The organism is Pasteurella oralis, assembly GCF_002850605.1.
Classification (GTDB): Bacteria; Pseudomonadota; Gammaproteobacteria; order Enterobacterales; family Pasteurellaceae; genus Pasteurella; species Pasteurella oralis.
On the sequence record NZ_NXGB01000002.1, the window covers coordinates 385,241 to 411,700 of the forward strand.

Annotated in this window: 28 protein-coding genes and 1 pseudogene; 7 read left to right on the forward strand and 22 right to left on the reverse strand. The window is 36.5% G+C overall.

Annotation, left to right across the window (positions count from 1 at the left end; translation table 11 throughout):
• Positions 1-83: 83 nt before the first annotated feature.
• A complete protein-coding gene (locus tag C0975_RS04170; protein ID WP_101775135.1) occupies positions 84-833 on the forward strand; it encodes a YdcF family protein in 750 nt (249 codons plus the stop codon).
• A gap of 129 nt (positions 834-962) precedes the next feature.
• Here the strand turns inward: C0975_RS04170 and pepT are convergent, their stop codons facing one another.
• On the reverse strand, positions 963-2,198 hold the full coding sequence (gene pepT, locus C0975_RS04175) for a peptidase T (protein ID WP_101775136.1): 1,236 nt from the start codon (positions 2,196-2,198) through the stop codon (positions 963-965).
• Between the two features lie 263 nt (positions 2,199-2,461).
• Positions 2,462-3,433 carry an oxidoreductase gene (locus C0975_RS04180; protein WP_101775137.1) on the reverse strand — a complete coding sequence of 324 codons (972 nt, stop codon included), beginning with the start codon at positions 3,431-3,433 and terminating at the stop codon, positions 2,462-2,464.
• A gap of 56 nt (positions 3,434-3,489) precedes the next feature.
• Between C0975_RS04180 and ybaK the strand changes: the two genes are divergently transcribed.
• Complete coding sequence (gene ybaK / locus C0975_RS04185; RefSeq protein WP_101775138.1) at positions 3,490-3,966, forward strand: Cys-tRNA(Pro) deacylase; 477 nt, start codon at positions 3,490-3,492, stop codon at positions 3,964-3,966.
• Positions 3,967-4,036: 70 nt separating this feature from the next.
• On the opposite strand, the gene fabA is transcribed toward ybaK, so the two are convergent.
• Positions 4,037-4,567, reverse strand: a complete 531-nt coding sequence (fabA, locus tag C0975_RS04190; protein ID WP_101775139.1) for a bifunctional 3-hydroxydecanoyl-ACP dehydratase/trans-2-decenoyl-ACP isomerase — start codon at positions 4,565-4,567, stop codon at positions 4,037-4,039.
• Between the two features lie 117 nt (positions 4,568-4,684).
• Complete coding sequence (locus tag C0975_RS04195; protein ID WP_101775140.1) at positions 4,685-6,475, reverse strand: AAA family ATPase; 1,791 nt, start codon at positions 6,473-6,475, stop codon at positions 4,685-4,687.
• Positions 6,476-6,629: 154 nt separating this feature from the next.
• Between C0975_RS04195 and matP the strand changes: the two genes are divergently transcribed.
• Positions 6,630-7,076: a macrodomain Ter protein MatP gene (matP, locus tag C0975_RS04200; protein WP_101775141.1), complete on the forward strand. Its 447-nt coding sequence runs from the start codon at positions 6,630-6,632 to the stop codon at positions 7,074-7,076.
• 79 nt (positions 7,077-7,155) lie between these two features.
• On the opposite strand, the gene cspD is transcribed toward matP, so the two are convergent.
• The 4 genes from cspD to C0975_RS11575 all read right to left on the reverse strand — a co-directional run bounded on the left by cspD (position 7,156) and on the right by C0975_RS11575 (position 8,820).
• A complete protein-coding gene (gene cspD, locus C0975_RS04205; protein ID WP_049214536.1) occupies positions 7,156-7,365 on the reverse strand; it encodes a cold shock domain-containing protein CspD in 210 nt (69 codons plus the stop codon).
• 217 nt (positions 7,366-7,582) lie between these two features.
• Positions 7,583-7,732, reverse strand: coding sequence for a YoaH family protein (locus tag C0975_RS04210; RefSeq protein WP_101775142.1), 150 nt, complete (start codon positions 7,730-7,732; stop codon positions 7,583-7,585).
• Positions 7,733-7,773: 41 nt separating this feature from the next.
• Positions 7,774-8,505 carry a tRNA pseudouridine(65) synthase TruC gene (gene truC / locus C0975_RS04215; RefSeq protein WP_101775143.1) on the reverse strand — a complete coding sequence of 244 codons (732 nt, stop codon included), beginning with the start codon at positions 8,503-8,505 and terminating at the stop codon, positions 7,774-7,776.
• Positions 8,506-8,508: 3 nt separating this feature from the next.
• Entirely contained in the window at positions 8,509-8,820 is a 312-nt protein-coding gene (locus C0975_RS11575) for a YqcC family protein (RefSeq protein ID WP_101775144.1), read from the reverse strand.
• Positions 8,821-8,955: 135 nt separating this feature from the next.
• On the opposite strand from C0975_RS11575, the gene C0975_RS04225 reads away from it, so the two are divergent.
• The 3 genes from C0975_RS04225 (at position 8,956) to ppnN (ending at position 12,384) form a co-directional block, all read left to right on the forward strand.
• Complete coding sequence (locus tag C0975_RS04225; RefSeq protein ID WP_101775170.1) at positions 8,956-9,735, forward strand: Zn-ribbon-containing protein; 780 nt, start codon at positions 8,956-8,958, stop codon at positions 9,733-9,735.
• 433 nt (positions 9,736-10,168) lie between these two features.
• A complete protein-coding gene (queF, locus tag C0975_RS04230) occupies positions 10,169-11,008 on the forward strand; it encodes an NADPH-dependent 7-cyano-7-deazaguanine reductase QueF (protein WP_101775145.1) in 840 nt (279 codons plus the stop codon).
• An 8-nt stretch (positions 11,009-11,016) separates the two neighbouring features.
• Positions 11,017-12,384, forward strand: a complete 1,368-nt coding sequence (gene ppnN / locus C0975_RS04235) for a nucleotide 5'-monophosphate nucleosidase PpnN (protein ID WP_101775146.1) — start codon at positions 11,017-11,019, stop codon at positions 12,382-12,384.
• A gap of 67 nt (positions 12,385-12,451) precedes the next feature.
• Here ppnN and C0975_RS04240 read toward each other — a convergent pair whose 3' ends face one another.
• The 9 genes from C0975_RS04240 to C0975_RS04280 all read right to left on the reverse strand — a co-directional run bounded on the left by C0975_RS04240 (position 12,452) and on the right by C0975_RS04280 (position 22,738).
• Positions 12,452-12,874 (reverse strand): universal stress protein, encoded by a 423-nt coding sequence (locus C0975_RS04240; protein ID WP_101775147.1) that lies wholly within the window; start codon positions 12,872-12,874, stop codon positions 12,452-12,454.
• 9 nt (positions 12,875-12,883) lie between these two features.
• Positions 12,884-15,514, reverse strand: a complete 2,631-nt coding sequence (locus C0975_RS04245) for a TRAP transporter permease (protein WP_101775148.1) — start codon at positions 15,512-15,514, stop codon at positions 12,884-12,886.
• A 64-nt stretch (positions 15,515-15,578) separates the two neighbouring features.
• Positions 15,579-16,538 (reverse strand): TAXI family TRAP transporter solute-binding subunit, encoded by a 960-nt coding sequence (locus C0975_RS04250; RefSeq protein WP_101775149.1) that lies wholly within the window; start codon positions 16,536-16,538, stop codon positions 15,579-15,581.
• 173 nt (positions 16,539-16,711) lie between these two features.
• Positions 16,712-17,479, reverse strand: coding sequence for an ABC transporter permease (locus C0975_RS04255; protein ID WP_167383027.1), 768 nt, complete (start codon positions 17,477-17,479; stop codon positions 16,712-16,714).
• On the reverse strand, positions 17,479-18,411 hold the full coding sequence (locus C0975_RS04260; protein WP_101775151.1) for an ABC transporter ATP-binding protein: 933 nt from the start codon (positions 18,409-18,411) through the stop codon (positions 17,479-17,481). The genes C0975_RS04255 and C0975_RS04260 overlap by 1 nt, the downstream gene beginning before the upstream one ends.
• Before the next feature lie 17 nt (positions 18,412-18,428).
• A complete protein-coding gene (locus C0975_RS04265) occupies positions 18,429-18,965 on the reverse strand; it encodes an elongation factor P hydroxylase (RefSeq protein ID WP_101775152.1) in 537 nt (178 codons plus the stop codon).
• A 105-nt stretch (positions 18,966-19,070) separates the two neighbouring features.
• Complete coding sequence (gene htpX, locus C0975_RS04270; protein WP_101775153.1) at positions 19,071-19,931, reverse strand: protease HtpX; 861 nt, start codon at positions 19,929-19,931, stop codon at positions 19,071-19,073.
• 87 nt (positions 19,932-20,018) lie between these two features.
• Positions 20,019-21,095, reverse strand: coding sequence for a DNA polymerase IV (dinB, locus tag C0975_RS04275; RefSeq protein WP_101775154.1), 1,077 nt, complete (start codon positions 21,093-21,095; stop codon positions 20,019-20,021).
• An 80-nt stretch (positions 21,096-21,175) separates the two neighbouring features.
• Entirely contained in the window at positions 21,176-22,738 is a 1,563-nt protein-coding gene (locus C0975_RS04280; protein WP_101775155.1) for a DUF2813 domain-containing protein, read from the reverse strand.
• Between the two features lie 70 nt (positions 22,739-22,808).
• On the opposite strand from C0975_RS04280, the gene C0975_RS04285 reads away from it, so the two are divergent.
• Positions 22,809-23,717 carry a LysO family transporter gene (locus C0975_RS04285; RefSeq protein ID WP_101775156.1) on the forward strand — a complete coding sequence of 303 codons (909 nt, stop codon included), beginning with the start codon at positions 22,809-22,811 and terminating at the stop codon, positions 23,715-23,717.
• A gap of 343 nt (positions 23,718-24,060) precedes the next feature.
• Here C0975_RS04285 and C0975_RS04290 read toward each other — a convergent pair whose 3' ends face one another.
• From C0975_RS04290 to C0975_RS04310, 5 genes and pseudogenes are all read right to left on the reverse strand, one after another.
• Positions 24,061-24,408 carry a Mor transcription activator family protein gene (locus tag C0975_RS04290; protein ID WP_101775157.1) on the reverse strand — a complete coding sequence of 116 codons (348 nt, stop codon included), beginning with the start codon at positions 24,406-24,408 and terminating at the stop codon, positions 24,061-24,063.
• The gene (locus tag C0975_RS04295; RefSeq protein ID WP_101775171.1) at positions 24,408-24,872 is read right to left on the reverse strand and encodes a gp16 family protein; all 465 of its coding nucleotides are present in this window, start codon (positions 24,870-24,872) and stop codon (positions 24,408-24,410) included. Before C0975_RS04295 ends, C0975_RS04290 begins: the two co-directional genes overlap by 1 nt.
• A gap of 75 nt (positions 24,873-24,947) precedes the next feature.
• Positions 24,948-25,508: a YfbR-like 5'-deoxynucleotidase gene (locus C0975_RS04300; RefSeq protein ID WP_101775158.1), complete on the reverse strand. Its 561-nt coding sequence runs from the start codon at positions 25,506-25,508 to the stop codon at positions 24,948-24,950.
• On the reverse strand, positions 25,505-25,804 hold the full coding sequence (locus C0975_RS04305; RefSeq protein ID WP_101775159.1) for a hypothetical protein: 300 nt from the start codon (positions 25,802-25,804) through the stop codon (positions 25,505-25,507). The genes C0975_RS04300 and C0975_RS04305 overlap by 4 nt, the downstream gene beginning before the upstream one ends.
• A 1-nt stretch (position 25,805) precedes the next feature.
• Positions 25,806-26,366, reverse strand: a pseudogene (locus C0975_RS04310) (DUF5420 family protein).
• Positions 26,367-26,460: the final 94 nt, after the last annotated feature.

Sequence of the window (26,460 nt, forward strand, 5' to 3'; positions counted from 1 at the left end):
TTAGCAATAAACAAATTTTAAACAATAGACATCTCTGTGTAGATCATCAATAATACAGCACCTTTTACTTATCTTTACTTAATATGTTTGAACTGACAAAGCTGATCACAGCCATGATTCTTCCACCATTTAATGTACTGATTTTATGGTTATTATCACTCTTCTTTTCACTTTTTCATTACAAAACATTAAGCCGCTTATCCGCGTTATTCGGCATAGCAATTTTGTATATTTTTAGCTTGCCTTATACTTCACATAAACTTGAAGATAATTTAGTTGTAGAAAATAACTTAACCTTAAATGATTACCAACAAGCGCAAGCAATCATATTATTAGGTGGCGGATTACGTGATAGTGCAGAACTATTTAATCAGTTAACTGTCAGTGCAATCCCATTAGAACGCGTACGCTATGCTGCTTATTTACAAAAACAAACTCAATTGCCGTTATTAGTGACAGGCAGTGCCTCTAATGGTACATCTGAAGCGCAAGTAATGGCTAGAGAACTCAGTGAATTCTTTCATGTACCAACAAAATGGCTTGAGCATAAAGCAAAAACCACTAAAGAAAATGCACAATTCAGCCGCCAAATTTTAGCACCAGAGAATGTAAATAATATTATTTTGGTAACAAACCAATGGCATATGCAACGTGCGAAACTCTTATTTGAACAACAAGGCTTTCATGTTTTACCCGCAAGTGTTGGTCATGGCATTTCACCCACAAATTACGGTTTGAATTTTATGCACTTTATCCCACAAGCAGGAGCACTCAATAAAAATATGCTGTTATTAAAAGAATGGATTGGCTATTGGAAGGAAAAAGCACATTAAATTCAGTCTCTTTGTTTTAAGCAAAAAGAAACTTATCTTTTGTTGTGAATCCTAGATAACATCATGAGACTTTAAAGATGACCTAAAAATACGGTGTAAACCTTATGTTACGCCGTACTTTTATTTAAATTATTTTAATAACATTGCCGCCTTTTGCATAATCTGTAATGTTAATTCACAAGATTTTACAAAACTAGAAAGAGGTAAAAATTCAAAGTTTGAATGGAAATTATGTGCCCCTGTAAAATAATTTGGTGTGGTAATCCCTTTTACTGATAGCGCTGCGCCATCGGTTCCTCCGCGCATTGGTGTAATTTTAGGCTCAATGTTTATTTCCTGCATTGCTGCAAATAATAAATCAATAGAACGTCTATCCTCAGTCAATGTATTGGCAATATTTCCGTAAATATCGTTAATTTCACATTGTATCTGCGCACGTGGATATCGCTGCTGAATTTTTGTGACAGCTTCTTCAATAAACTGCTTACGCTGTTCAAAATGAGCTTTATCAAAATCTCGAATTGCAATATTTAATGTGGCAGCACGTTGATTTGCAGAAAAACCATTAAACCACCAATATCCCTCTTTATTTTCTGTACATTCTGGTGTCTGCTGACGATCAAATAAACTGATAAAATCTTGAGCTACCAAAATTGGATTCACTAATACCCCTTTAGCAGACATAGGATGCGCGCTCACGCCTTGAATCGTAATCTTAGCAGCAGCGGCATTGAAGTTTTCATAAACGACTTCACCTAATTCACAACAATCTATCGTATACGCAAAATCAGGTTTAAATCTATTTAAATTTAATAATTTTGCACCGCGTAAACCGATCTCTTCATCAGGTACAAACGCAATATAAATATCACCCGTTGGGATAGCCTGTGTTTTAATCAATGCCAATGCGGTCATCAGATTAGCAATCGCCGCTTTATTATCAGCGCCTAATACGCTGGTTCCATCACTAAAAATAATATCTTGATTAAGATATGGCAATATTTCTGGATGTTCAACGACATTGAACCAAATATCCTTCTCCTGATTTAACAATAAATTATCACCTTTAAAGGTTAAAATCTGTGGTTTAATTTCTGGTGATAAAGAAATATCTACCGTATCCAAATGCGCGACAAAGCCAATCGGTGTAGCATTCGCGACTCGTCCTTTCAATACGGCTGTAACATTCGCATGCTCATCAATCGCAACGTCTGATAGTCCCAATGCGCTTAATTCTTTTGCTAATAAATTAGCCAATTTCCACTGCCCATCCGAGCTTGGTACAGTTGTTGCACTCGCTAAACTTTGGCTACTGATAGCAAGATAACGAAAAAAATTTTCAATCAATAATTGTTGCATTGCCATTCTTATTCTCCTTTTATAGTCTTATAAATAAACACATCCACACAATAACGCACCTGCGATAATTCATGCAACAACTTCATTAATAAATGACTGACATACTTTCAAGTAAAAAAACCACTTTCTATAAAATGAAAGTGGTTTTTAGTTGACAATAACAAAGACGCGAATATAACCAAGAAAAGTAACAGTTCATTTTATGTCATTACATGAATTATTATGGCTTATAACAACAGCTTTTTATGTAACGCACTGTTCATGCTCTCTTAATACCCCTGCTGATAGACTAATTCAGCTAATTTCACACTCATCAATGCTAAATTGAAGCGTTGTTCATCTGCCACAGACCAAAATTGAATACCATTTTCTAATTCATTTACTGTACTAAGATGAAGCTTGACTTGCGCTTCACTCGCTTCCATTTCACCGTTTGTCACTGGGGTCATGGTTTTTTCTGCATGATATACAAACAGTTCATGTTGTGACCAAGATGCTAATTGAGCTTGCGTATCTAATTGATAATCTGATAACACGCTAACTATTTGTCCTGTGCCATAAAATACGGGAACTTGGATAGTATGAAAAACAACATTTTCAAGCTGAGGAAAAACTTTTCGTGTCTGATTAACCAGAGTTGAGGTTAGTACAGGGAAAACATCAAAAGCCAAACGCTGTTCTGTTTCATCAAGGGGAATCCCATTTAACAAACGTGCTGTTTGTCCTGCTAATTGACTCACTTTATCTGCATTTGTATAAGATGCGGGCAACAATGAAGTTACCATGACTTGTTTTAACGGATTATTTGCCGCTAATTGTGCTATTGCAAGTGCAAGTTGTGTGACTTGCGGATCAGGTAAAGCAACAATATTACGTTGACGTAATTCAGTTAATTTTTGCTCATTAACCGTTGGCACAACAACTGGTACATCTTGTAACGCAGCACAAACGCCTTTCATATCAATGACAATACAACCTGTTTCCGCCGCCTTAGCAATATGTGATACTTGACTAATCTCACCTGCAAAGAACAAGTAATTCCATTCTGACCATTCAACTTCTTCAGGCTTAACTTGCGCCACACTTTTATTGTTAAAACGAATGCCCTGTTCTTCACTAAAAGGATAAATTTCCACGATAGATAATTGTGTAATCTCTAACTGGCTTTGTTCTAAAGCCTCCGCTAATTTTTCACTTAATTCAAACTCAGCCGCAATCGCGATATTTAAAGTTGCGCTCATTTTTCTCTCCGCTGTAAAATAGTTGGCTCATTTTACTGGAACAATAAGAAAAGACAATGACACCGGCAATTGATTTACTGAAAAAACATAAGATCCCATTTAAGTTACATAGTTACGATCATGATCCTCACAATACACATTTTGGCGATGAAGCTGCCGAGAAGCTCGGGATTGATCCAAACCAGTCCTTTAAAACATTATTAGTCGCAGAAAATGGTGATCAGAAAAAGCTTGCTTGTTTTGTATTACCTACTGCTAATATGCTGAATTTAAAAAAAGCAGCCAAAGCAATCAATGTTAAGAAGGTAGAAATGGCAAACAAAGATTTTGCTCAGAAAAGTACGGGTTATTTGATCGGCGGCATTAGCCCACTGGGTCAAAAGAAAAGACTAAAAACTGTCGTTGCAAAATCCGCTTTACAATTTGATCATATTTTTGTTTCTGGCGGCAAGCGCGGCTTGAGTGTCGAATTAGCACCACAGGATTTGGCACAACTGTTAAATGCTCAATTTTTAGATATTGTCGATGACTAGTCTTAATATGACATTACCAGCACAAAGGCTGGTAATGTAAAAAGTGCGGTCTGTTTTATCTGAATTTTGCTTAAAAAGCGGTAGTATCTTGGAACAATCCAACTTTCAGGTCAGTTGCGGTGTAAATAATACGACCATCAACCTCAACTTCACCGTCAGCCATACCCATGACAAGTTTGCGATTGATCACGCGTTTCATATTGATACGATAGATTACTTTTTTAGCAGTAGGTAAAATTTGCCCCGTAAATTTGACTTCACCAACGCCTAAAGCACGCCCTTTACCTTTACCACCGATCCAACCTAAATAGAAGCCGACGAGTTGCCACATAGCATCTAAACCCAAACATCCCGGCATAACAGGATCACCAATAAAATGACAGCCAAAAAACGGTAAATCTGGTTTGATATCTAGCTCGGCTTCAATATAACCTTTATCAAAAGTACCACCAGTCTCTTTCATTTCCACTACGCGATCCATCATTAACATAGATGGAGCTGGAAGTTGAGGTCCGTCTTCGCCAAATAATTCGCCACGTCCTGATGCAAGTAAATCTTCGTAGCTGTAACTACTCTTTTTATTTGGTGTACAACTGTTCATTATTTTTAATCCTCCTCAATTTTAGGATATCTAAGCAAAGTCTGCTTGAATGCATTTTAACAGAGTTAGGCTTAAATAAAAATAGCTAACACTTGTACGCTTAACTTATCGGATCAGTTATCGCCGACGGAAAAACCATTCAAATATGCTACTCTTTTGCCACTGGTGTTCCACTCGCTGTTCTATACGACATGCAATTAAGCGTGATATTGGCAATGTTTGCTCAGTATAAAGTTGATTTTCTTCTTCCACTAAATCACGCTGAAACAAAATTTCACAGGCTTGATACACATCTTCCACTGGATAAATAAAAAATTGTCCATCTTTGACTGCATTTACGACATCTTCACTTAAACTAAGTTGATGAATAACCGCGCTGGGTACCATCACCCCTTGCTCACCAGTTAAGCCACGGCTAGCACAAATTGAGAAAAAACCTTCAATTTTGGCATTTACTCCACCAACGGAATGCACTAAGCCAAATTGATCAATGGCGCCAGTGATAGCAATAGATTGAGGTAAAGGTTGATCTGATAACGCACTAGCTAATACACAAAAGCTGGCTAATGAGGCACTATCACCATCAATTTCCCCATAAGACTGTTCAAATACTAAAGACGCAGAAAATGGCAATTGAGAAGGCAATTGCAAAACATGCGCTAAACAGGCTTCTGCAATCATAATACTTTTACCATGAATATTACCTGCAAGTTCACTTTTACGTTCAACATCTACAACTTCGCCATCACCAAACTGCACAATACAACTAATTCGAGATGGCTCACCAAACACCATTGGCGTGCCAGGATATTCAATGACTGATAATCCATTAATTTGACCAACTATTTCCCCTTCTGTTGCCACATAGACTTGCTCGTGCAAAATATCTGCATAAGTTTGTTCTTGCAAGAAACCTTGTTGTAATGCTTTTTGCTGAAAAAAGTGTTCAAAATCCTGTGCATTTAATAACGAATTGTTTTGCTTTTGACTTAAAATTGCAGTGCTAGTGAGAATTTCTTTTAATTTCAAAGGCGAAATAGAAACGAAACAGCGATCTTCGCTGTCACGTACTAACAATTGATATAGCTTATTCAATCCCTCTAAACTTAACGGTGGTAATTGATGCTGACTAGCAAAGGATTGTATATATTCTGCCCATTTCAAGCGATTTTCTGCTTTTTCAACAGCGTAATAACTTTCAATTTCAGAATAATCGGCTAAATCATATAAATCAGCATCTAAGGAGGCTAACGTGGCTAGTTCTTCTCGATTACCAACTAAAATCACTTTTAAATTCAAAGGATAACCCGGTATATCACATGGCAAATCTTTAAATGGATGTGCTGAATACCAATCAAAATGTTGAGTGAGTAAAATTTGTTTTAAACGTAACCATAAATCAAATTGTGTGATTAACGACGCCAGCGCAAGAACTAACACACCACCATTAACTTGATGTACTAACCCCGCATTGAGCTGAATTTCTCGTGATGAAGGATGTATACGTAAAGAACCAAAGAGTTGAAATTGATCAACATATAATGCACTAGCTACTGATTTTTTCGCAGCAAAATTATCTACAATAGATTGTGCCGCTTCAACTGCCACAGTAGGGAACGAAAAAGAATCCCCTTGTTGTATTAAATATTGCACGCCTCGAATCTGGGTATCGTCACTTTGCTGCGCTAGAATTGCTTGTTCTAATAAACTGAGATACTCTCCTTGTTCATCCCCTTTCAGCACTAACAAATTGCGCTGAGGGTTGCGTAAGAACTGTGTTATTGCCGCGTTTGCTCGAGGCTGTAGCGCAAAAAAATCTGTTGTTGAATGTGGTAATTCAGTTAATTGAAGTGTTGGGCGTAAATCTTGCCATGAGAGCGCTTTTTCAGCTAAAAAGGATGGATTCACAGGTATTCTCTCGTTATGTTGAGTCATTATTTTTCAGAATTTGGCATTATCGCATATTTCCTAAAATAGTGAAAATCTGCTAGAAAAAAAGGCAAAAACAGCGTATATTGATAACAGTTACCACGTCACTAATTCGTTTAAATGAGAGAATACAATGAAATATCAAAAACTGGAAAACCAAGAAGCACATTGGAAATGGTTGTATTTAATCAAGAAACACCGTGAAGGTGAAAACATTACTGCCTATGAAGAGAAAAGTTTACGTGAAGATAAAGTCCAACAACTCATTTCCTACCAAAATAAACCACAACAAATCGAAGAATGGATTGTTCAACATTTATCACCTCAGCTGATTATCAAGTTAGACCAAGCCATTCGTGCGCGCCGTAAACGTTTTTTTAATGGTGAAAAACAATCTACTAAGAAAAAATCTATCGATTTAGAATATGCGGTTTGGTTGCGCCTTTCTCGTTATTCACGCAAAATGAAAATGACCCTATCTGAAACTATTACTTACATGATTGATGAACGTGAAAGCAAGGTGCAATTTGAAAGTCAAATATCTGCCATGAAAGCAGGGTTAAAAGATTTATTAAAATAATTCGTTAGACAAACGAAAAGACAAGGCTGCAATCCTTGTCTTTTATGTTTTGACTAAATGTAAATAAGAAGATTATATATTATTCAACAATTGGAATAATTTTCGTTGCGTGTGACCCTTTATCACCATGAACAACTTCAAATTGGACTTTTTGCCCCGCTTTTAAAGAACGATAACCATCCATCTCAATCACTGAATAATGTGCAAAAATGTCTGCATCTGTTCCTTCCGCAGAAATGAATCCAAACCCTTTTGCATTATTGAACCATTTAACAACACCAACTTCCATAATTAAAACCTCTAATGGTCGAACGACCTTAACTACTTTTATTTTAATAAGACAAATTTGTCTTACCACCCAAATTTGATTTAGCTAAATATTCGGCGAATTTTCTCTTTTTGGCAATTAAAAATAGTTTAAAATCAAACCGAGATCACAAAATTTTTACTTTTTGGAAGCGCTTACTCAATTCAGCGAGGTCATCATAATGAGTTAAGTCGTTGCCTTATTCGGCTGAATATGTTTCGCGCAACTCTTGAGCAACAAGTGCAATTGCTTCACCAGCACTCACTCCTTGTGCCATCAGCGCTTGAATTTTTTCTACTGCAACTTGTTGTTGCTCATGAGTTAAATTAAGTAGAATATTATCTAACATTCTTTTTACCTATAAAAAAATTATCAAAAAATTGACCGCACTTAATTTAGTGCATTTAAATTCCAACCAAAAATTTTAATCAAATCGAGCCATTGTTGATCTAAATTTGCACTAACATCAAGTCGCTGTTGGGTGATTGGGTGAGTAAAAATCAAACGTTCTGCATGCAACATCAAACGCTGAACGCCAGTATGTTCAGTTAATGCTCGATTTTGATGTAAATCGCCATACTGTGTATCACCTAAAATAGGATGAAAAATATGCTTCATGTGACGACGTAATTGATGTTTCCGTCCAGTATGAGGGACCAAACGCACTAAAGAATAACGTGTAGTATTATATTTTTTAACCGCATAAGGCATTTCAACTGTACATAGTCCAAAATAATCAGTCACTGCCTGTTGTGCAGCTTTATCTGCTTGAGCAAACTTATCCGCTACTTTATCCAATTGTACTTTCAATGGATAGTCAATCTGTGCCTGCCCAGTTAAATAGCCCCGTACAATCGCTAAATAACGCTTTTCAACTTGCTTATTTTCAAATTGTAAACAAAGCAAATTAGCCACTGTACTATTTAATGCAAATAACAATACACCAGATGTAGGACGATCTAAACGATGAATAGGATACACATGCTGCCCTATTTGATCGCGTAATGTCTGCATGACAAACTGCGTTTCATGGCTATCTAACCAACTTCGATGAACCAACATACCTGCTGGCTTATTTACTGCGACGATATATTCATCTTGATATAAAATAATTAATTGCATGTTTTATTTTTGTAGCAATGTTTCAATTTCGCTGATCGGACGCAATAATTTATCTAAACCAGCCATGTCCTTTAGCACCTCTTCCAGATAAGGCGTAATCGAAATTTTACTTGGCAGCATTTCACCACGTTCTATCAATGCATGCATTCTTGGAATAAAAATCCATTGCAACCATTCGGTTGGTGACATCGTATCTAAAGCAAAAGGCTGCTCACTTAAAAAAGCACTTTCCTCTGGAGGAGTCGCTTGCCACAATGCCAACTCTTGCATAACCGCTTGCAATTGCTGTAAATAAATTTGAGTTTGTTGATGCATAGTTGTTCCCTTACTAAAAATAAGGCAGTATTTTAGGGGATTTTATCCATTTACACTACTGCTAGAGAAAAGAGCAGCTAGTTTAAGTAAAATTAATTAAAATAGTATACAAAACTGATAAAGCATTTAATGACTATGTACCTCATCGAAACTTTTTTTCACTATGTTGCAACAGAAGCGGAACAAAACCCGACTTATTTACTTAATCAAATCATTGATCAATGGCGCTACAATGGACAAATTATTGGACGTGAAATCCCTGTTTATGTCGCAGAACAAGAACAACAGCAAGGATTTGCAATACGCGTTATTTGCCCTGAACAGCACAGCTTATTACCTGAATTTAATAATTTTGAAGTAGAAAAAGCTCTTGAAAAGGCACAAAAGTGCGGTCTGTTTTTTGATAGTTTCCATGTCATCGCTGATGATCTTAACTCTGATCAAACTTGTACACAAACTACACCTAGTTGGCAGGTATTATATACGACCTATCTACAATCCTGTTCACCACTACATAGCGGCGATGATCTCTGCCCTATCCCTTTGTATAAACAGCTCAAAAACATACCGCACTTAAGTATGGATCTGATTAAGTGGCAAGAAAATTGGCAAGCTTGCGATCAATTACAAATGAATGGCTCAGTATTAGAACAACAAGCATTGATGGAAATCTCAGATATAAAAAGCACATTAGCCAAACATGGACGCTATTTAGCCCAAGATATCGAACAACACACAGGCATCCCAACTTATTACTATTTATATCGTATTGGTGGTGAAAACTTAGAAACAGAACAACAACGCTGCTGCCCTAGTTGCCACAAAGCATGGCGTCTAGACAACCTGCTTTTTGACTTATTTTATTTTAAATGTGATGATTGCCGTTTAGTATCTAACTTATCATGGCATTATTAAGCTATTTTTGCTTGTACAAAATAAAACAGCATCCCTAGTTAAGTGACTATTTGTATTTTCTTTACGAAAAGCAGCTGTTTTTACAGCTCGTACAACGCTAGTATGATTTTTCTAAATATCATGCTCCTATAAAGCACTTTATACGGGAAGATTAAAATAAAAAACTTAAAAGTTACTCAATTTCTAATGAATTTCGCACAACAATAAATTATTACGCATAAAAAATTGCCCCGTTTAAGCCGCCGAACATAGTTAAAATTTTTAGATTAATTTTGAGTGTTTGAGTTTGCATAGCAAGCGAGTTACAAAATTAACCGTGAAAAAAATTTTAATGAAGAGAGAAAAAAGACTTAGTCGAGGGGTGTTGCTTTTGCTTACTTTTCTTTGCATAAGCAAAGAAAAGTAAGTTCAAATTTGAAAAGGAAAAAACAACATGCACTATCAACACAATAGCCTAAACAAACTCACACTTGGACAACAAACTCAATATTCCAGCAATTATGACCGCACTTTACTGCAAGCAGTACCTCGTCAATTAAATCGAGATAGTTTAGGCATTACCCAAATACAACCATTTACTCACGGTGCGGATATTTGGACTGCTTATGAAATTTCATGGTTAAACCCTAAAGGGGTACCGCAAGTCGCAATTGCAGATATAGAAATTGATTTTCAAAGTGAAAACTTAATCGAATCTAAAAGCTTTAAACTGTATTTAAACAGCTTTAATCAAACTCCCTTTGACTCATTTTTCGCAGTGCAACGTACTTTAGAACAAGATTTAACAGACTGTGCGAAAGGAACAGCGAAAGTACAGCTTCATCCACTGGCGAAATATGATCAAGAGCATATCGCGCAATTCAGTGGCGAATGTATTGATGAATTAGATATTACCATTACTCACTATGACTTTGATGCAGCAGTATTAGAAAACTGTTGCAATGACGTTATAGTTGAAGAAACCTTAGTTAGCCATTTATTAAAATCAAATTGTTTAATCACTAACCAGCCTGATTGGGGGAGTTTACAAATTCACTATGTAGGTAAACAAATTGATCGCGAAAAACTATTACGTTACATTATCTCTTTCCGCCAGCACAACGAATTTCATGAGCAATGTGTAGAGCGTATTTTCTGTGACTTAATGCAGTTTGCACAACCAGAAAAATTAACGGTATATGCACGCTATACTCGACGAGGAGGTTTAGATATTAATCCATTCCGTTCAAACTTTGAAACAGTGCCAATAAACCAACGTTTAGCTCGCCAATAGGAGATGTTATGAGCAAAAATGTCTATTACGTCAACCCACGCGGTAGTATGGATCAACTTTCTCACTTAGAAGTTGAATTACTGACTAAAAAAGCCAAAAGTCCGCTTTATAGCCTTTATCGCAATTGTTCACTTGCTGTATTAAATTCTGGTGCCGTGACTGATGATAGCCGCGCTTTATTAAATAAATATCCTGATTTTGATATCCAACTTGTCGCAAGAGAACGCGGTGTGTCACTTGAATTACATAACCCACCGCAAGATGCTTTTGTTGATGAACGCATGATCCGTAACATTCAATATCATTTATTCGCCGTATTACGCGATATTTTATTTGTGAATGTAATGAGTCAACGTTTAAACCCAGATAATATTCAAGACAGTAAACATATCACAAATCTTGTTTTTTCTATTCTGCGTAATGCCAAAGCATTACCTGTTGGTGAGCACCCGAATCTCGTCGTGTGCTGGGGCGGGCATTCGATCAATCAAATTGAATACCAATATTGCCGTGCAGTAGGCACAGAACTTGGTTACCGTGAACTGAATATTATCACAGGTTGTGGACCTGGCGTCATGGAAGCACCAATGAAGGGAGCAGCGATTGGTCATGCTAATCAACGTTATAAAAACAGCCGTTTTATCGGCATCACTGAACCTTCTATCATTGCTTCTGAGCCACCAAACCCAATCGTGAATGAATTAATCATCATGCCAGATATTGAGAAACGCCTAGAAGCATTCGTACGTATGGGGCATGGTATTGTGATTTTCCCTGGCGGACCGGGCACATTTGAAGAGTTATTGTATATTCTAGGTATCAAGCTTGCTGAAGAAAATCAAAATCAGCCATTACCACTTATTTTGACAGGTCCAAAAGAAAGTGCAGACTATTTTGCGACTATTGATCGTTTTATTGGTGAAACCTTAGGTGAAAAAGCGCAAGCGCTATACGAAATTATTATTGATGATCCGGTCATGGTAGCACGTAAAATGAGTCAAGCGATGCACGCTGTAAAAATGCAACGCTATGAAACTTGTGATGCTTATGGCTTTAATTGGTCTTTAAAAATTCCAACTGATTTCCAACAACCCTTTATTCCAACACATGAAAACATGGCGGCGTTAGATTTACATCGTAATCAGTCAACAATGGATCTTATTGCCAATTTACGTCGTGCATTTTCAGGTATTGTCGCGGGCAACATTAAGCCAGAAACACAAGATCGAATTGGAGAATTAGGACGTTTCAAGTTACATGGTGATCCAGAACTGTTAGAGAAAATTGATCAAGTATTACAAGATTTCATCGTGCAACATCGCATGAAACTCCCTGATGGTAATGCTTACGAACCTTGCTACGAATTAGTCAAATAATCAAAAAAACAGACCGCACTTTATATAAAAAATAGCTTGTTTTTTAACAAGCTATTTTTATTGATATTTAACGTAAAATCAAAATTGGTTTATCGCTATAACGCGCAACTTTAACTGTATTTGAGCTTAAACCTTCTTTGTTATCACGTACCGCCATCATAATAATCAAATCAATGTTTTTCTCTTTTGCAATACGATTAATTTCCTCATACACAGGACCATGTGCCAAAATATGTTGTACTTTCGCCCCTTCTGGAAAATGCTTTTTAGTAAAAGCATGCAGCGCTTTGTTTGCTTCAGTCAACACATCCTGATCGAAATTCTTAGGTAAAAAGGAAGAAACAAAACTACTACCTAATGGCGGTACAACGCTCATCACCCGATACACAGTATCTGGATTATGTTTCGTCATTTCTAAGGCCGTTTTCACCGCCTTCTCTGCATCCTCTAAATGTCCTAAATCTGCCGTAATTAAGATTTTTTTAAACATGATGTTTCCTTAGGCTTGTTGGCGACGACGTTGATTCATCGCTAACATCAATAATAATAGTAAAGTTGGAATAAATAACCATTCTTTTGCTAATGCATCTTTCACTGGAACAGTACCTTCTAATACTACTTGATCCCAGTTTAAACCCGCTTTTGCTGCACTAGAATCAATCTCTACTGCATCAATAATCACTTGTTTACCTTCAGGTTTATCTTGTTCAAACAAGGTTAAGCCCATCTTTTGTAAACGTTCTTCACCCGTTTGCCCTTCTGGTATTGGTAATTGAGCATAAAATTCAATTTCTTTGCCATAAGGGTTTAAACCCGAAACTTTAATAGTCAAATTATCCCCTACTGTCGCTTTTTGTACTTCTTGTACTAATTGTGTTGGCTCAAAAGCACGCTGTGTTGGCGAAATATGTTCCATAAAGAAACCTGGGCGAAATAAAGCAAAGGCTAAAATAAACAATGCAAGACTTTCCCATACTTTATTACGGCGGAAGAAATAACCAATCGCGCCTGCAGTAAAGGCGAGAATACCAATTGTTGCGGTAATAAAGACTAAAATCCCTTTTGCCCAGCCGACATCAATTAATAATAAATCGGTATTAAAGATGAATAAAAATGGCAAAATTGCTGTACGCAAACTATATGAGAATGCAGTTAAACCTGTCTTAATAGGATCGCCACCCGACACAGCAGAAGCCGCAAAAGATGCCAGTCCAACAGGCGGTGTTACATCTGCCATAATACCGAAATAGAAAACAAATAAATGTACAGCAATGAGCGGTACGATAAAGCCATTTTGACGACCTACTTCAATAATCACAACTGCCATTAATGAAGAAACTACAATATAGTTCGCTGTAGTAGGTAATCCCATACCAAGAATTAAGCTAAAGCCCGCAACTAAAAGCAACATTAAGAAAATATTACCCATTGAAAGCGTTTCAATGATCGTTGCTAATTGAACACCAAAGCCAGTTAATGATACCACTCCCACGATAATCCCAGCTGTTGCTGTAGCAATACCAATACCGATCATATTTCTTGCACCCGCTTCTAAGCCATCAATAAGATCTTTCCAACCAAGCTTAAATTCTTGCTTAAAAGTGGTTTGTTTTCTGTAATAGGCAAGTAATGGACGTTGTGTGAGTAAAATGACAATCAAGGATAATGCCCCCCAAAATGCCGATAATCCCGGAGATAAACGCTCTACCATCAAACACCAAATTAAAATCACTACAGGTAATAAGAAGTGTAAGCCCGCATTAATTGTTGGTCTGACTGACGGTAATTTCACCACTGGAGAATGTGGATCATCAATTTCGAGATCAGGAAACTGCGCTACACGACGTAATAGCAATAAATAGATTACGGCTAACAGTGTAACGACAATACTGAAAGCATAATTTGGTGTAACCGATTTTAACCAACCTAAACTCAACTCGACAACGAAATAAAGTACGCATAGAGAAATAAAGGCTCTTAACGCACTAATTAAAGTAGTCAAAAATGGTTTTGCCGCATCAGTTCTTGGCAAACCTTGTAAATTCATTTTACAAGCTTCTAAATGGACAATATAAACAAGCGCAATATAGGAAATAACTGCAGGTAAGAAAGCATGGGTAATCAATTGACTATACGGCATATTGACATATTCAATCATTAAGAATGCTGCTGCCCCCATGACAGGAGGCATTATCTGCCCATTTACCGAAGATGCTACCTCAACTGCCCCTGCTTTTTCAGCAGAAAATCCTACTCGCTTCATCATTGGGATAGTAAATGTGCCTGTTGTGACCACATTTGCAATGGAAGAACCTGAAATCAGCCCTGTTAAACCTGATGCAACAACAGCGGCTTTGGCAGGTCCACCACGTAAATGTCCTAAATACGCAAAAGCACTTTTAATAAAATAGTTACCCGCACCAGCTTTGTCTAACAGTGCACCAAATAAGACAAATAAGAACACATACTTTGTTGATACCCCTAATGCAACACCAAACACCCCTTCTGTAGTAATCCATTGTTGATTAATAATATGAGAAAGCGTGCCTGTGCGGTGACTAATAATCCAATCACTTGGTAAAAACTGCCCAAAATAGTTATAAATTAAAAAAACAACAGCTATCACTACTAAGGGTAAACCTAAACTACGACGAGTAGCCTCAAGAAGTAAAACAATCCCAATGCAACCAGCAATAATATCTTGTAAGTTCGGGGCTCCAAAACGAGTTACTAACCCATCATAGAAAAACAAATAATACGAGCCTAAAAAAGCGCCCATTGTTGCAAATACCCAATCTGCCAACGGAATACGATGTTTAGGCGAAAATTTAAAAGCGGGATAAGACAAATAAGCCAAAAATAAAGCAAATGCGAGATGAATTGAGCGGGCTTTGGTATCATCAAATACGACATTGATATTTAAGCCAATATTACGTAAAAACTCTTGTAACCAAAATGGTGCAGGAGAGGCATAATAAAGTTGAAATAATGACCACAAAATAGCAACACCAGCGATTAGTTTTTTAGGAAATCCATCAGGATCACGCCCTCCAGTGTCGCTTGATGCCACAATATCTTGTAAATCATCATAATCGATATTTTTTGTTGACACGCTAAAACTCCTCGTCATCTAAAAAATAAAAACGGAAAAAGGCAGGAACCTTGCCTGCCTTAACAATATTAAGATAAGAAAATTACAACCAACCTCTTTCTTTATAGTAACGCACTGCCCCATCATGTAATGGCGCTGATAGTGCATTTTTGATCATTTCCTCTTCTTTTAAGTTTGAGAACGCTGGGTGTAAACGCTTGAAGCGTTCAAAGTTATCAAATACCGCTTTAACAATCGCATAAACACTATCAGCATCTACATCAGAAGAAGTGACTAAAGTCGCATACACACCGAAAGTATCTGTTGGGTTCTCACTACCTTTATACAAACCACCTGGAATTGTTGCTTTAGCATAATATGGGTGATCTGCTACAAGTTTATCAATTTCAGGGCCTGTAATTGAAACTAAATGTGCATCACAAGAAGCAGCCGCTTCTTTTAAGGCACCATTTGGGTGACCTACGTTATAGGTAATAGCATCTAAGTTGTTATCGCACATCACAGATGCCATTTCTGCTGGTTTTAGTTCAGAGGCAACTTTGAAAGCTGACGCATCCCAACCTTTTGCACCAAGAATAACATTCATGGTTGCACGTGTACCAGAACCCGGATCACCCACATTAACACGCTTACCTTTCAAGTCATCAAACCCTTTGATATTTGCATCAGTACGCGCCATTAACGTAAATGGCTCTGGATGAATAGAAAATACAGCTCTTAACTTATCATTTTTTTTGCTTTCAAAAGAGCTTGAACCATTATAGGCATGGTATTGCCAATCTGACTGTGCAATACCTAATTCCATTTGATTACTTGCAATTGAATTGAGGTTAGCAACAGAACCACCAGTTGAAGGCGCATTACATTTCACCCCTGTTTTCGCCGAATCACGATTGACTAATTGACAGACAGACTGTCCTACGACGTAGTAAACACCTGTTTGACCACCAGTACCAATGGTTACAATTTTATCGGCAGCAAATACTGCACTTGAAGAAAACATTAATGCTGCTGTCATTGAAAGCTTTAGATACTTTTTCATAGAGTCATTTTCCTTATTTTGTTGTTGGTTTGCTTAAAAGAGCACTTCAATTAGCGGATTTACAAATAGCAAAGATTTTACGTTTTTGCAACAATTTATTTTTTGCTCGCCTAAATCTGTGCTAAACATCACACTGAAAATAAAGAAAGTGCGGTCGATTTTTAACAAATTTTTTAACTTCTCAAACCAATACCACGACTAATTAAATAATAAGCTATACTATATAAACTCATAATAAAGACGATTAGGACAAAGAAAGCATAAGCAATATTGATATCTGATGTGCCTAAAAAGCCATAACGAAAACCATTAATCATATAAACAATAGGATTCAATTTTGATACACTTTGCCAAAATTCAGGCAATAATGAGATTGAATAAAATACACCGCCCAGATAAGTTAATGGCGTTAAGACAAAAGTAGGAATAATACTAATATCATCAAAAGAGCGGGCAAAAACAGCGTTAATTAAGCCACCAAGCGCAAAGGTCGCTGTCGTCATGAACAAAATGATCGCCACAATCAACCAAGAATATACCTCAAATGTTACAAAAAATGATGCCACAATAGTCACAAGCACACCGACACAAAGTCCACGTGCGACACCCCCTGCAACATAGCCTAAAATGATAATATGTGGCGAAGTCGGCGAGATCAGTAATTCCTCGACATTTTTTGCAAATTTTGTACTGTAAAAAGATGAAGCAACATTGGCAAATGAATTCGTTAACGCAGACATCATAATTAAGCCAGGCACAATAAACTGCATATAACTAAACCCATTCATGTCACCAATTCGACTCCCAATTAGTTGCCCAAAAATCACAAAATACAAGGTCATGGTAATCACTGGCGGAACTAAAGTTTGCACCCAAATACGTGTAAAACGTCGAATTTCTTTCGTGACAATAGTCTGAAACGCAACCCAAGCTAATGTCATTATGCACCACCTTTTTTATCCAACTGATTATTTAATGCCATTGAAACAAATAATTCTTCTAAACGATTCGCTTTATTTCGCATACTTAACACTTTGATATTCTGTGCAGACAATTGTGCAAATAACTCATTTAGCCCTTGCTCTCGTTTTACTTCGACTTCAAGATTATTTTCATTTAAATCAATAATTTGATATCCATCAATCACAGGGAGTTTAGTATAGGCAGCTAAATCAAAAACAAAAGTTTCTGCTTCTAATTTCGCGAGCAACGCTTTCATCGGCATATCAACAACCAACCGACCGTGCTGAATAATACCAATATTACGACATAACATTTCAGCCTCTTCTAAATAATGGGTCGTTAAAATAATCGTTGTACCTTGTTGATTTAACTCACGTAAAAATGTCCACATAGCACGACGTAATTCAATATCCACACCAGCAGTTGGTTCATCTAAAATCAATAATTTTGGCTTATGCATTAATGCCCGTGCGATCATCAAACGGCGTTTCATCCCCCCTGATAAACGAATAGCTTGCTGCGTACGTTTTTCCCAAAGATCGAGCTTTTTCAACCAAATTTCTGCTCGCTTTAAGGCTTCTAAACGAGCAATTCCATAGTAACCTGCTTGATTGACTAAAATATCAATCACACGTTCAAATTGATGAAAATTAAATTCTTGAGGAACGAGGCCAATGCATTGCTTTAATTCACTTAACTGTTGGTCCAAATCATAACCAAAAACATTAACTTGCCCGCTAGTTTTATTAACTAATGAGCTGATAATACCAATAGTCGTCGATTTTCCTGCTCCGTTATGCCCTAATAATGCATAAAAATCCCCCTCTTGGACCTTTAAATCAATACCATGTAAGGCGGTAACTCCATTTTTATATTGTTTAGTTAACTGTTTAATTTCTAATGCTAACATGCATCCTACTTAATCATTTAAATTCGAGTCATATCAAATAGACTTAAGTCAATACTATCTGAAGTGCCATAAAATGCCGCCAATGCTTTCCGTAAAATTTCTGCCCGTTTTGGTAACCCTTGTTCTGCATAAACTTTCACTTGTTCATACACTGCTTGCTTAAAAGGTAAAGTATCGCCAGGATCACCATTCAAATTATCAACACTCGCAAAATAACGAAATCCTGCCGCAATAGATAAAATCCACTCAATCGCTTGCGGCTTAACTTCGACTTGTTCAAACAAACGTTGTTGCTGCGCTGTACGCCCATCCGGTTCATACCAATAACCAAAATCTTCAAGTTGGCGACGCGCTTTACCCGCGACAAGCCAATGTGCAATCTCATGTAATCCACTACTATAAAAACCATGTGCAAAATAAATTGCATGATAAGGACAATTCTCATTAGCGGGAACATAAAGAGGTTCATCGCCTCCTTTGACTAATTTTGTATTATATTCTTGTTCAAAGCACTGATTAAAAATCTGAATTAAATCGCTGATTTGATGTTCCATTAAAACTCCAAAAGCCAAAACTCGGTAAAATTTGACCGCACTTAGGTAGAAAAGAGAAAATGAAAAAAGAGGCATAATGCCTCTTTCTGCTTAAAATTGCTAGCGTTATTTCAAGCTATCTAATTGTTGTAACGCCGCAATGCGCTTTTCTAATGGCGGATGGCTCATGAACAAAGCCGCTAAACCACTACGCTTGCCATTAATTGCAAATGCCACGAGTTGTCCTTCTAATTCTTGTGGCTCATGCAAACGCTGTAAGCGTTGTAATGCAGCGATCATTTTTTGTTTACCCACTAATTCCGCTGATCCTGCATCTGCACGGAATTCACGGTAACGAGAGAACCACATTACAATGATACTTGCCAAAAAGCCAAAGACAATTTCTAATACCATCGCAACTAAGAAATAAATACCTGAGCTACTTTCACCATCGCGGTTACTCGATACCGCTTTTGCAATCATACGAGAAACAAAAATCACAAATGTATTAAGTACACCTTGTAACAACGTCATTGTCACCATATCACCATTTTTGATATGGGCAACTTCATGTGCCAAGACAGCTTCTGCTTCATCACGAGTCATTGCTCGTAATAACCCTGTACTCACCGCAACCAAAGCGTTATTTTTACTTGCTCCCGTTGCAAAAGCATTGACATCCTCTGAATGATAAATTGCGACATCTGGCATAGGTAAATTTGCACGTTCTGCCTGTGAACGTACAGTATTGACCAACCAACGTTCAGCCTCATTACGTGGTTCTTTAATTACCTCTGCACCGACTGAACGTAATGCCATGGTTTTAGATAAAAAGAGCGAAATTAAAGAACCTGAAAAACCAAATAATGCAGCCATGATTAATAAACCACTGGCATCTTGTGCTTGAATCCCCGTTAAACTCAAAATAATATTAAATACGACTAAAACCGCCATGTTTGTCGCTAAAAAGAGTAAAATTCGCATCATAATAAAAAATCCTTATCGTTAAGGTTAAATAGCCTGTGTTGTAATATAGTAGCAAAATTGTTAAATGCAAGAGAGGGTATTAAAATTTTACCATAAACTCATTTGTTCTACCTGTGAGTTTCTCTTTTCGTTCGGTAAGCTTAAGTGTAAACCAATCAAACGAATTTCTCTCCCTGCTGTACGCTGCCAAATTTGCTTTAATAGCGATTCAAAATTTATTTGAGTCAATGCCAACCCCGTTTTTTCTAGCGTAGTCACTTGAAAATCAGCAAACTTCAGTTTTACCCCAATTTTATGTAAAGCAACTAAAGATAAAGCAGGGCAAACCTGTTTAATACGCTGAAGCAAGGATGGAAAAAGTTGTTCTAGTACAGCAATAGCTTGTGGTAAATTGCTAATATTATGTTGCAAGGTTGTTTCTACACTAACTGATTTTAGTATTCGATGAGGTTCCACTTTACGTTCATCTATCGCATGACTAAATGCCCAAATACGCTGTCCCATTTTACCGAACTGGTTCAATAACAATACCTTATCTATTTTGCGAATATCTGCACAAGTCTGCAATCCCATTTCTAACAAACGCTGAGAAGTTACTTTACCGACACCGGGAATTTTGTTTAATGACAAATTTGCAACAAACTCATTCACCTCTGTAGGGTTAATCACAAACTGACCATTTGGCTTATTTTGCTCCGAAGCAATTTTAGCCAAAAACTTCAAAGGTGCGATACCAGCAGAAGCCGTTAAACCGAGTTCAGTAAAAATTGCTTGCCGAATGTCTGTTGCAATCCAAGTCGCAGACCCTGAGCATTTGCCACAATCTGTCACATCTAAATAAGCCTCATCTAAAGAAAGAGGTTCAATGAGATCAGTATAGCGCTGAAAAATTTGTCGAATTTGTTTAGAGACCTGTTTATATAGCGGCATATTCACGGGTAAAAGCACTAAATTTGGACATAGTTTCAAAGCTTGTGCCGTTGGCATTGCGCTATGTAAACCAAACTTGCGCGCAGCATAGCTACAAGTGGCTAAAACACCTCGATTTTCGACAGAACCACCAACAGCAACAGGCTTTCCTATCAAACTAGGATTATTACGTATCTCAATCGACGCATAAAAGCAGTCCATATCAATATGAATAATTTTACGAGTCATTGGCATCATGGTAGCAAGAAAAAGTGCGGTCAAAATTTTTTAAAATCTGACCGCACTTTAGCATAGAAAACTGTATAAATAAACAGTTATGTACGAGCTAAACTTAGCACTTTAGAAAATAAACGTTTAAAGACTAACGGGATAGACTGACTACCACGCTTTGTGATCTCATTAGACAAAGCAATAGCCAAATCAGGCTTAGAAGTACGTTGAATTGCACGTTGAATTACTTTTGTCATAGGATAATAATTTGATGTTGTTTCCCATTGCGCAAGATGAATGAAAACATCAGCAAACCCATTCACATAAAAGAAATGTTCAATATCACGTTTAGGTAACATTGTTATTCTCTCTGCAAGTGGTGTTTCTTCATCTAATATATTTTTTACTACATCAAGATAGTTTCTACCTGCATCATCACCATCCACTAATACGTACCACTCAATACCCATCGCTCGTGCATATTTAATCAATGGCTTTAATCCACTTTGTGCAAATTCAACAATGCGAATACCTTCCATATCCAAATTCAACTCTAATAATTTAGCAAGCTCTGATAAAATCCAAACTTCTGTTTCTCCTTCTACTAACACCCACATCGCAGAAAAAAGCGCTAAACTACGATTATGATGAATATGGAAACTTAAACGCCGAAAATCTTCTTTCCCTAAATCTCGACGACTAAGTTGAAAACTCTTCGTCCTTTCTGATGTACGCACTAAACGACAAATTGAACTGAGTTGGACTTGCGAAATCAACTCAACCGAATTCGTCGTCGTAATACGTTGCACTGGCAAATAACTCACTAGCTCCCACATAATCGCAACCATGCGTGGATGTAGCCTTGCATCAGGATCTTCAAATAAAATAATTGGACGAGTAAAACGACCAAAACGAATATGTTTATTTTCAATAAATAATGAAGCTAAAGAAAAAAATAATTTTTTACGCAAACGCTGTGTTTCATCCTGCTTTAATTTTAAACAGAGCGCCTTTGCTTTATGCCAAAGAAGCGTTGTATCTTGCATTACCTCGCTCACATTCTTATTACTTAAGAAGTAGTAGCACAATAAAGCCATAACTGCCTGAATTTCATCTTGTAGATCATTTTTAACTTTTAATGTTGCCAAATTGAAAGCATGATGAGAGCGATTTAAACGAGCATCGCGGAAACGATAAACTGGATGGCGCGCAATTAAAGAGAAAACTAACTGTTCAATCTTATCAACACAAACTGTATTCCCATTTTCATCTAAAAATGAGTATTCAGTATGTACGTTTTGTTGTGAGTCTATTTCTCCCTCAACACGTAAATATAGACGTTGATAACCATCAGCATGATTAATAAACAAATTATGTTGTACATAAGGTCGATTATATTCGGTACTATCTTCATTTTTATCACTTTCACAAAAAGTGAATAATAAAGTTAAATGGCGTACAGATTGTGATTGTCCAACAGGGATATGAAAATCATTTAAAGTGAATTGATACAAATCTTGCTCTGCATTAAAAATCAAACTTAACGCTGAAAGTAAACTTGATTTCCCCCACATATTCTCACCAATGAGTACCATATCAGGTCGAAAATACATAGATAACCGATTAATTCCACGAAAGCCAACAACCTCTAATTGCCGCAAATACATAAACACCTCTTGTTTTTTTTCTTACCCAATCTAGAATGGAAAAGCTCACTTTATTTAAGGAAGACATAATATGTATGAAGGACTTCTCATTGTGTTATGCCCGCTTTTTATTGGGTATATAATAAAAACCAATAACACTACTGTCTTAAAATCAATCAATAGCATCGTAATGATACTACTTTATATCATTTTATTCATTATGGGCTTTTCACTTGGTCAATTAGATAACTTAGCACAAAAATTACCTATTATTGCTATTTCTGCTGCAACATTTGCACTAATTATCCAATCATTAAATTTAATTGGTTTGATTACTTATGATCGTCTATTTCCAAAGCCATTAAAAATATTAAAACAAGAAATACCCTCGCGTTGGAGATTATTATTGGATTCTGGCAAGCTATGCTCAATGGTACTCATTGGCTTTATTGTGGGCTATTACACGGCTTCACTTATCACACTACCGAAAAATGCTAGCACTTACGTACTCGTTTTACTGATCTTTTTTGTAGGCATTCAATTAAGAAACAATGGTATCTCACTACGTGAAGTCATTTTTAATGAACGAGGACTAATCACAGGGATTATCTTTATTCTCACGTCATTGCTTGGTGGGACCATTGCAGCGCTCATTCTACAATTACCAATCACACAGGGATTGGCTATTGCTTCTGGTTTTGGTTGGTATTCATTATCTAGCGTTGTTATCAATGATGCATGGGGACCAATCTTTGGTAGTATCGCCTTTTTTAATGATCTTTCTCGTGAAATTATCAGCTTATTTGCTATCCCATTTCTCATGCACAATCACCGTTCTTCTGCAGTGGGTATCTCTGGTGCAACTGCATTAGACTGTACTCTACCTATAATTCAAAAATCAGGTGGCATTGAAGTTGTCCCACTCGCAATAAGCTTTGGATTTATCACTAATATCCTTCCTCCTATTTTATTAGTATTTTTTTCTTCTATCCCATTATAGGTGTAAAAAACCACAAAAATTAAGAAATTAATTGTCATGGAAGAAAACTGTGATGAAAAGGGAATTTATATAGGGATATAGGAAAAGTTGATCATCATAGCCTGAGAAATAAAAGTAAGAAATGAGCAATTAAAAAATAGAAATGACTCAGCAAAAATAAGAAATATAGATAAATAAAACTTGGGATATCAAAGTCCAATGTGATCCATAGTGATATAAATAATATAGTCTCAGCGATATAAATGGGACTTATGGGGAATGAATGTTACTTAGTGGGATAGAGAAATTGTAAAAGAGTTTCAGTATGTGAAAAAAGATTGAGAGGCTATAGTCAGCCTCTTTTTTATGTGAACATATCCATTTGATTATGCTTTATCACTTGTTTACGAACTCGATTAATCACTTTACGAATACCTGATTCAGTCATATTGTATTTCTTAACCAAGAAAAACCAGTTATTCCCATTGAAGTCATTATAAATATCTAAGTCACGTTGTGCGATTTTGTAATGAAAATCCTTAGGAAAGGAAATCACCATCCCACCATAGTGTTCAGCCAAAAAATCAGCGACGTGTATTGAAATCTGTTCACAAATGTCCTGATCGAGATTGTAATTTTTACATAGCGCGCTCACATTATCTTCAATATCGCGTAAAAGCTCGTGTCGCGTTACTTCCATCTGTGTGCTCATTACATACCTCCTAGTTCACGTTGCTGCCACTTCTTTAATCTTTCTAAAACTTTTGTTGCTTGCTCGTTATCAAGCCAGCTGACAAATTGGATTGGCTGACCATCTTTATTTTTAGCAATCTTTGCAACATAAGCGTTTAATGCGCCTTCACTGCTATTTCTAATTATACCTTGTGAATACATTTCAAGCCATTTAGCACGTATTTTCTTTGTAATGTTGCTTAAAGTGTATTGCTGGCTTGTGCCTATTCTGTGTTTTGTAGTGTTTGTTTTGGTACTAAAACCGCGAGATTTCATGCTTTCTAGCACCTTTTCAAGCTCAGAAATAGTCATATCAGAGCAGCTGGATTTATCTACAATGTTAACGAGGAAAGTTCGGTATGTTTCTTTATCCATACCAAGCTTTGATTGTGCTATATGTATTAATTTAATTAGCCACTTTCTACGTGTTTCTTTTTTATCCATTTTTACTCTCTCCGTCATATGACTAAGCCTTCTCTTAAAAGAAGGCTGAATGATATGTTAGATTTTTGAGTATAATTACAGATTTAACACCTTGATATAGTAGTTAAAAGCATCTTTAAATTGCGTTTTGCTATCTTTGCACCATTTGTTTGGTGGAATGGGCACATCTGGGTAATTATTTAAAAAAGCCCAGTGTTCCTTATATTCTGATGGTGTAGTAAATAAAGCCTGTTTTTCTGCTTTTAATGCTAATAAATCAGCAGCTTTCACCAGTTCTTTTATCTTTGGTGTTATTCTGATTTTGAATTTTTCTTGAATAGCGAGCTCAAAAGCTGTTTCTATTTTTTTGTAATCGGGCAACAGGTTTTTCAATGGTGTTGGTAAATCACCTAAATAAGCCTCCTGCGCGTCATGCATTAATGCAGCGAATCCAGTCTCATCGTCTACGTTCATGAAAGTTTTGGCAATCATTCCTACATAAACACTATGATCAAGAACTGAATAATGCATATCCAATTTCCCACCAAATCGTGGGATCATTGATAAATGATGGATAATATCATCAATATGAATATCGCTATTTTGTGGGTTGGCAAAGTTGATTAAACGATTGCCGTGCGTGATAAATATGCTCATTTATTTACCTCTCTATTTGGTCTAATTTTTATATTATTTCCCCCCTCACGACGATGTATAATCGTTACCTCATAGCCATCAACTCCGATTTTACCGTCATCTTTCCATTTAATAACAGGCTCGGGATTAATCTGAGCTATAACCCCAGTCCCTTCAATAGCTACTTGTTTTTTGGTCACAAATGCTTTGCGAATAGCAAACCAATGGATAAAATCAGGTAAAAATCGATTAAACTGTTCTTCGTTCAACTGTAAAAAGTCTTCAACCGTTCTGAATTCAAAAGTTTCATTTTCCATTTTATTTTCCCTGTAACATTAAAAATTCACTTTGTTTTATTTCCGTTAAGCATTCTGGAATTACTGGAAAATTATCCCCACCAAAATCTTGTGATTTAACTGGTATTGCTACAACAAAGTGATCATTTATCGCACCACATACTGAGACATATCCCATGCGAGCACCTAGCACCCAACAATTAAGTTTTAATTGGTCTAACATAAAATTGTTATAGGTAGGATACTTTTATAATATTGCTCTGATATCTTTAATCTTGGCATTAAGAGCCTTCCCAGCTTTAGTTCGTCCATCGCCAGTAATTTTTACTCTTTCATTACTCATACTTTCAATTTTATAAGAATTGTCATCTTTGATTTTTTTAAACTTTGGATTACTTGTATTACATACAATGCCAAAAATACTTTTTTCATCACCGTACCAATATTCATAAAAAGGGATCGTGTCAAAAATAGCTTGTAATTCTTTATCTCTTTTTTCATGATCATTGTTCCACCGTATGTGAAGAGATTTAATAGGCTCTTTGTTAAGAGAGCATTTGAAATAACGACGTTCTGGTTTCATATTTACCCCTTTAATCTTCAATTAATTCGAGGTTTTCAAATTTAATTTCATAATTCACCTCTTTCTCTGATTTGCTTCTCTTCGCTGATTTCTG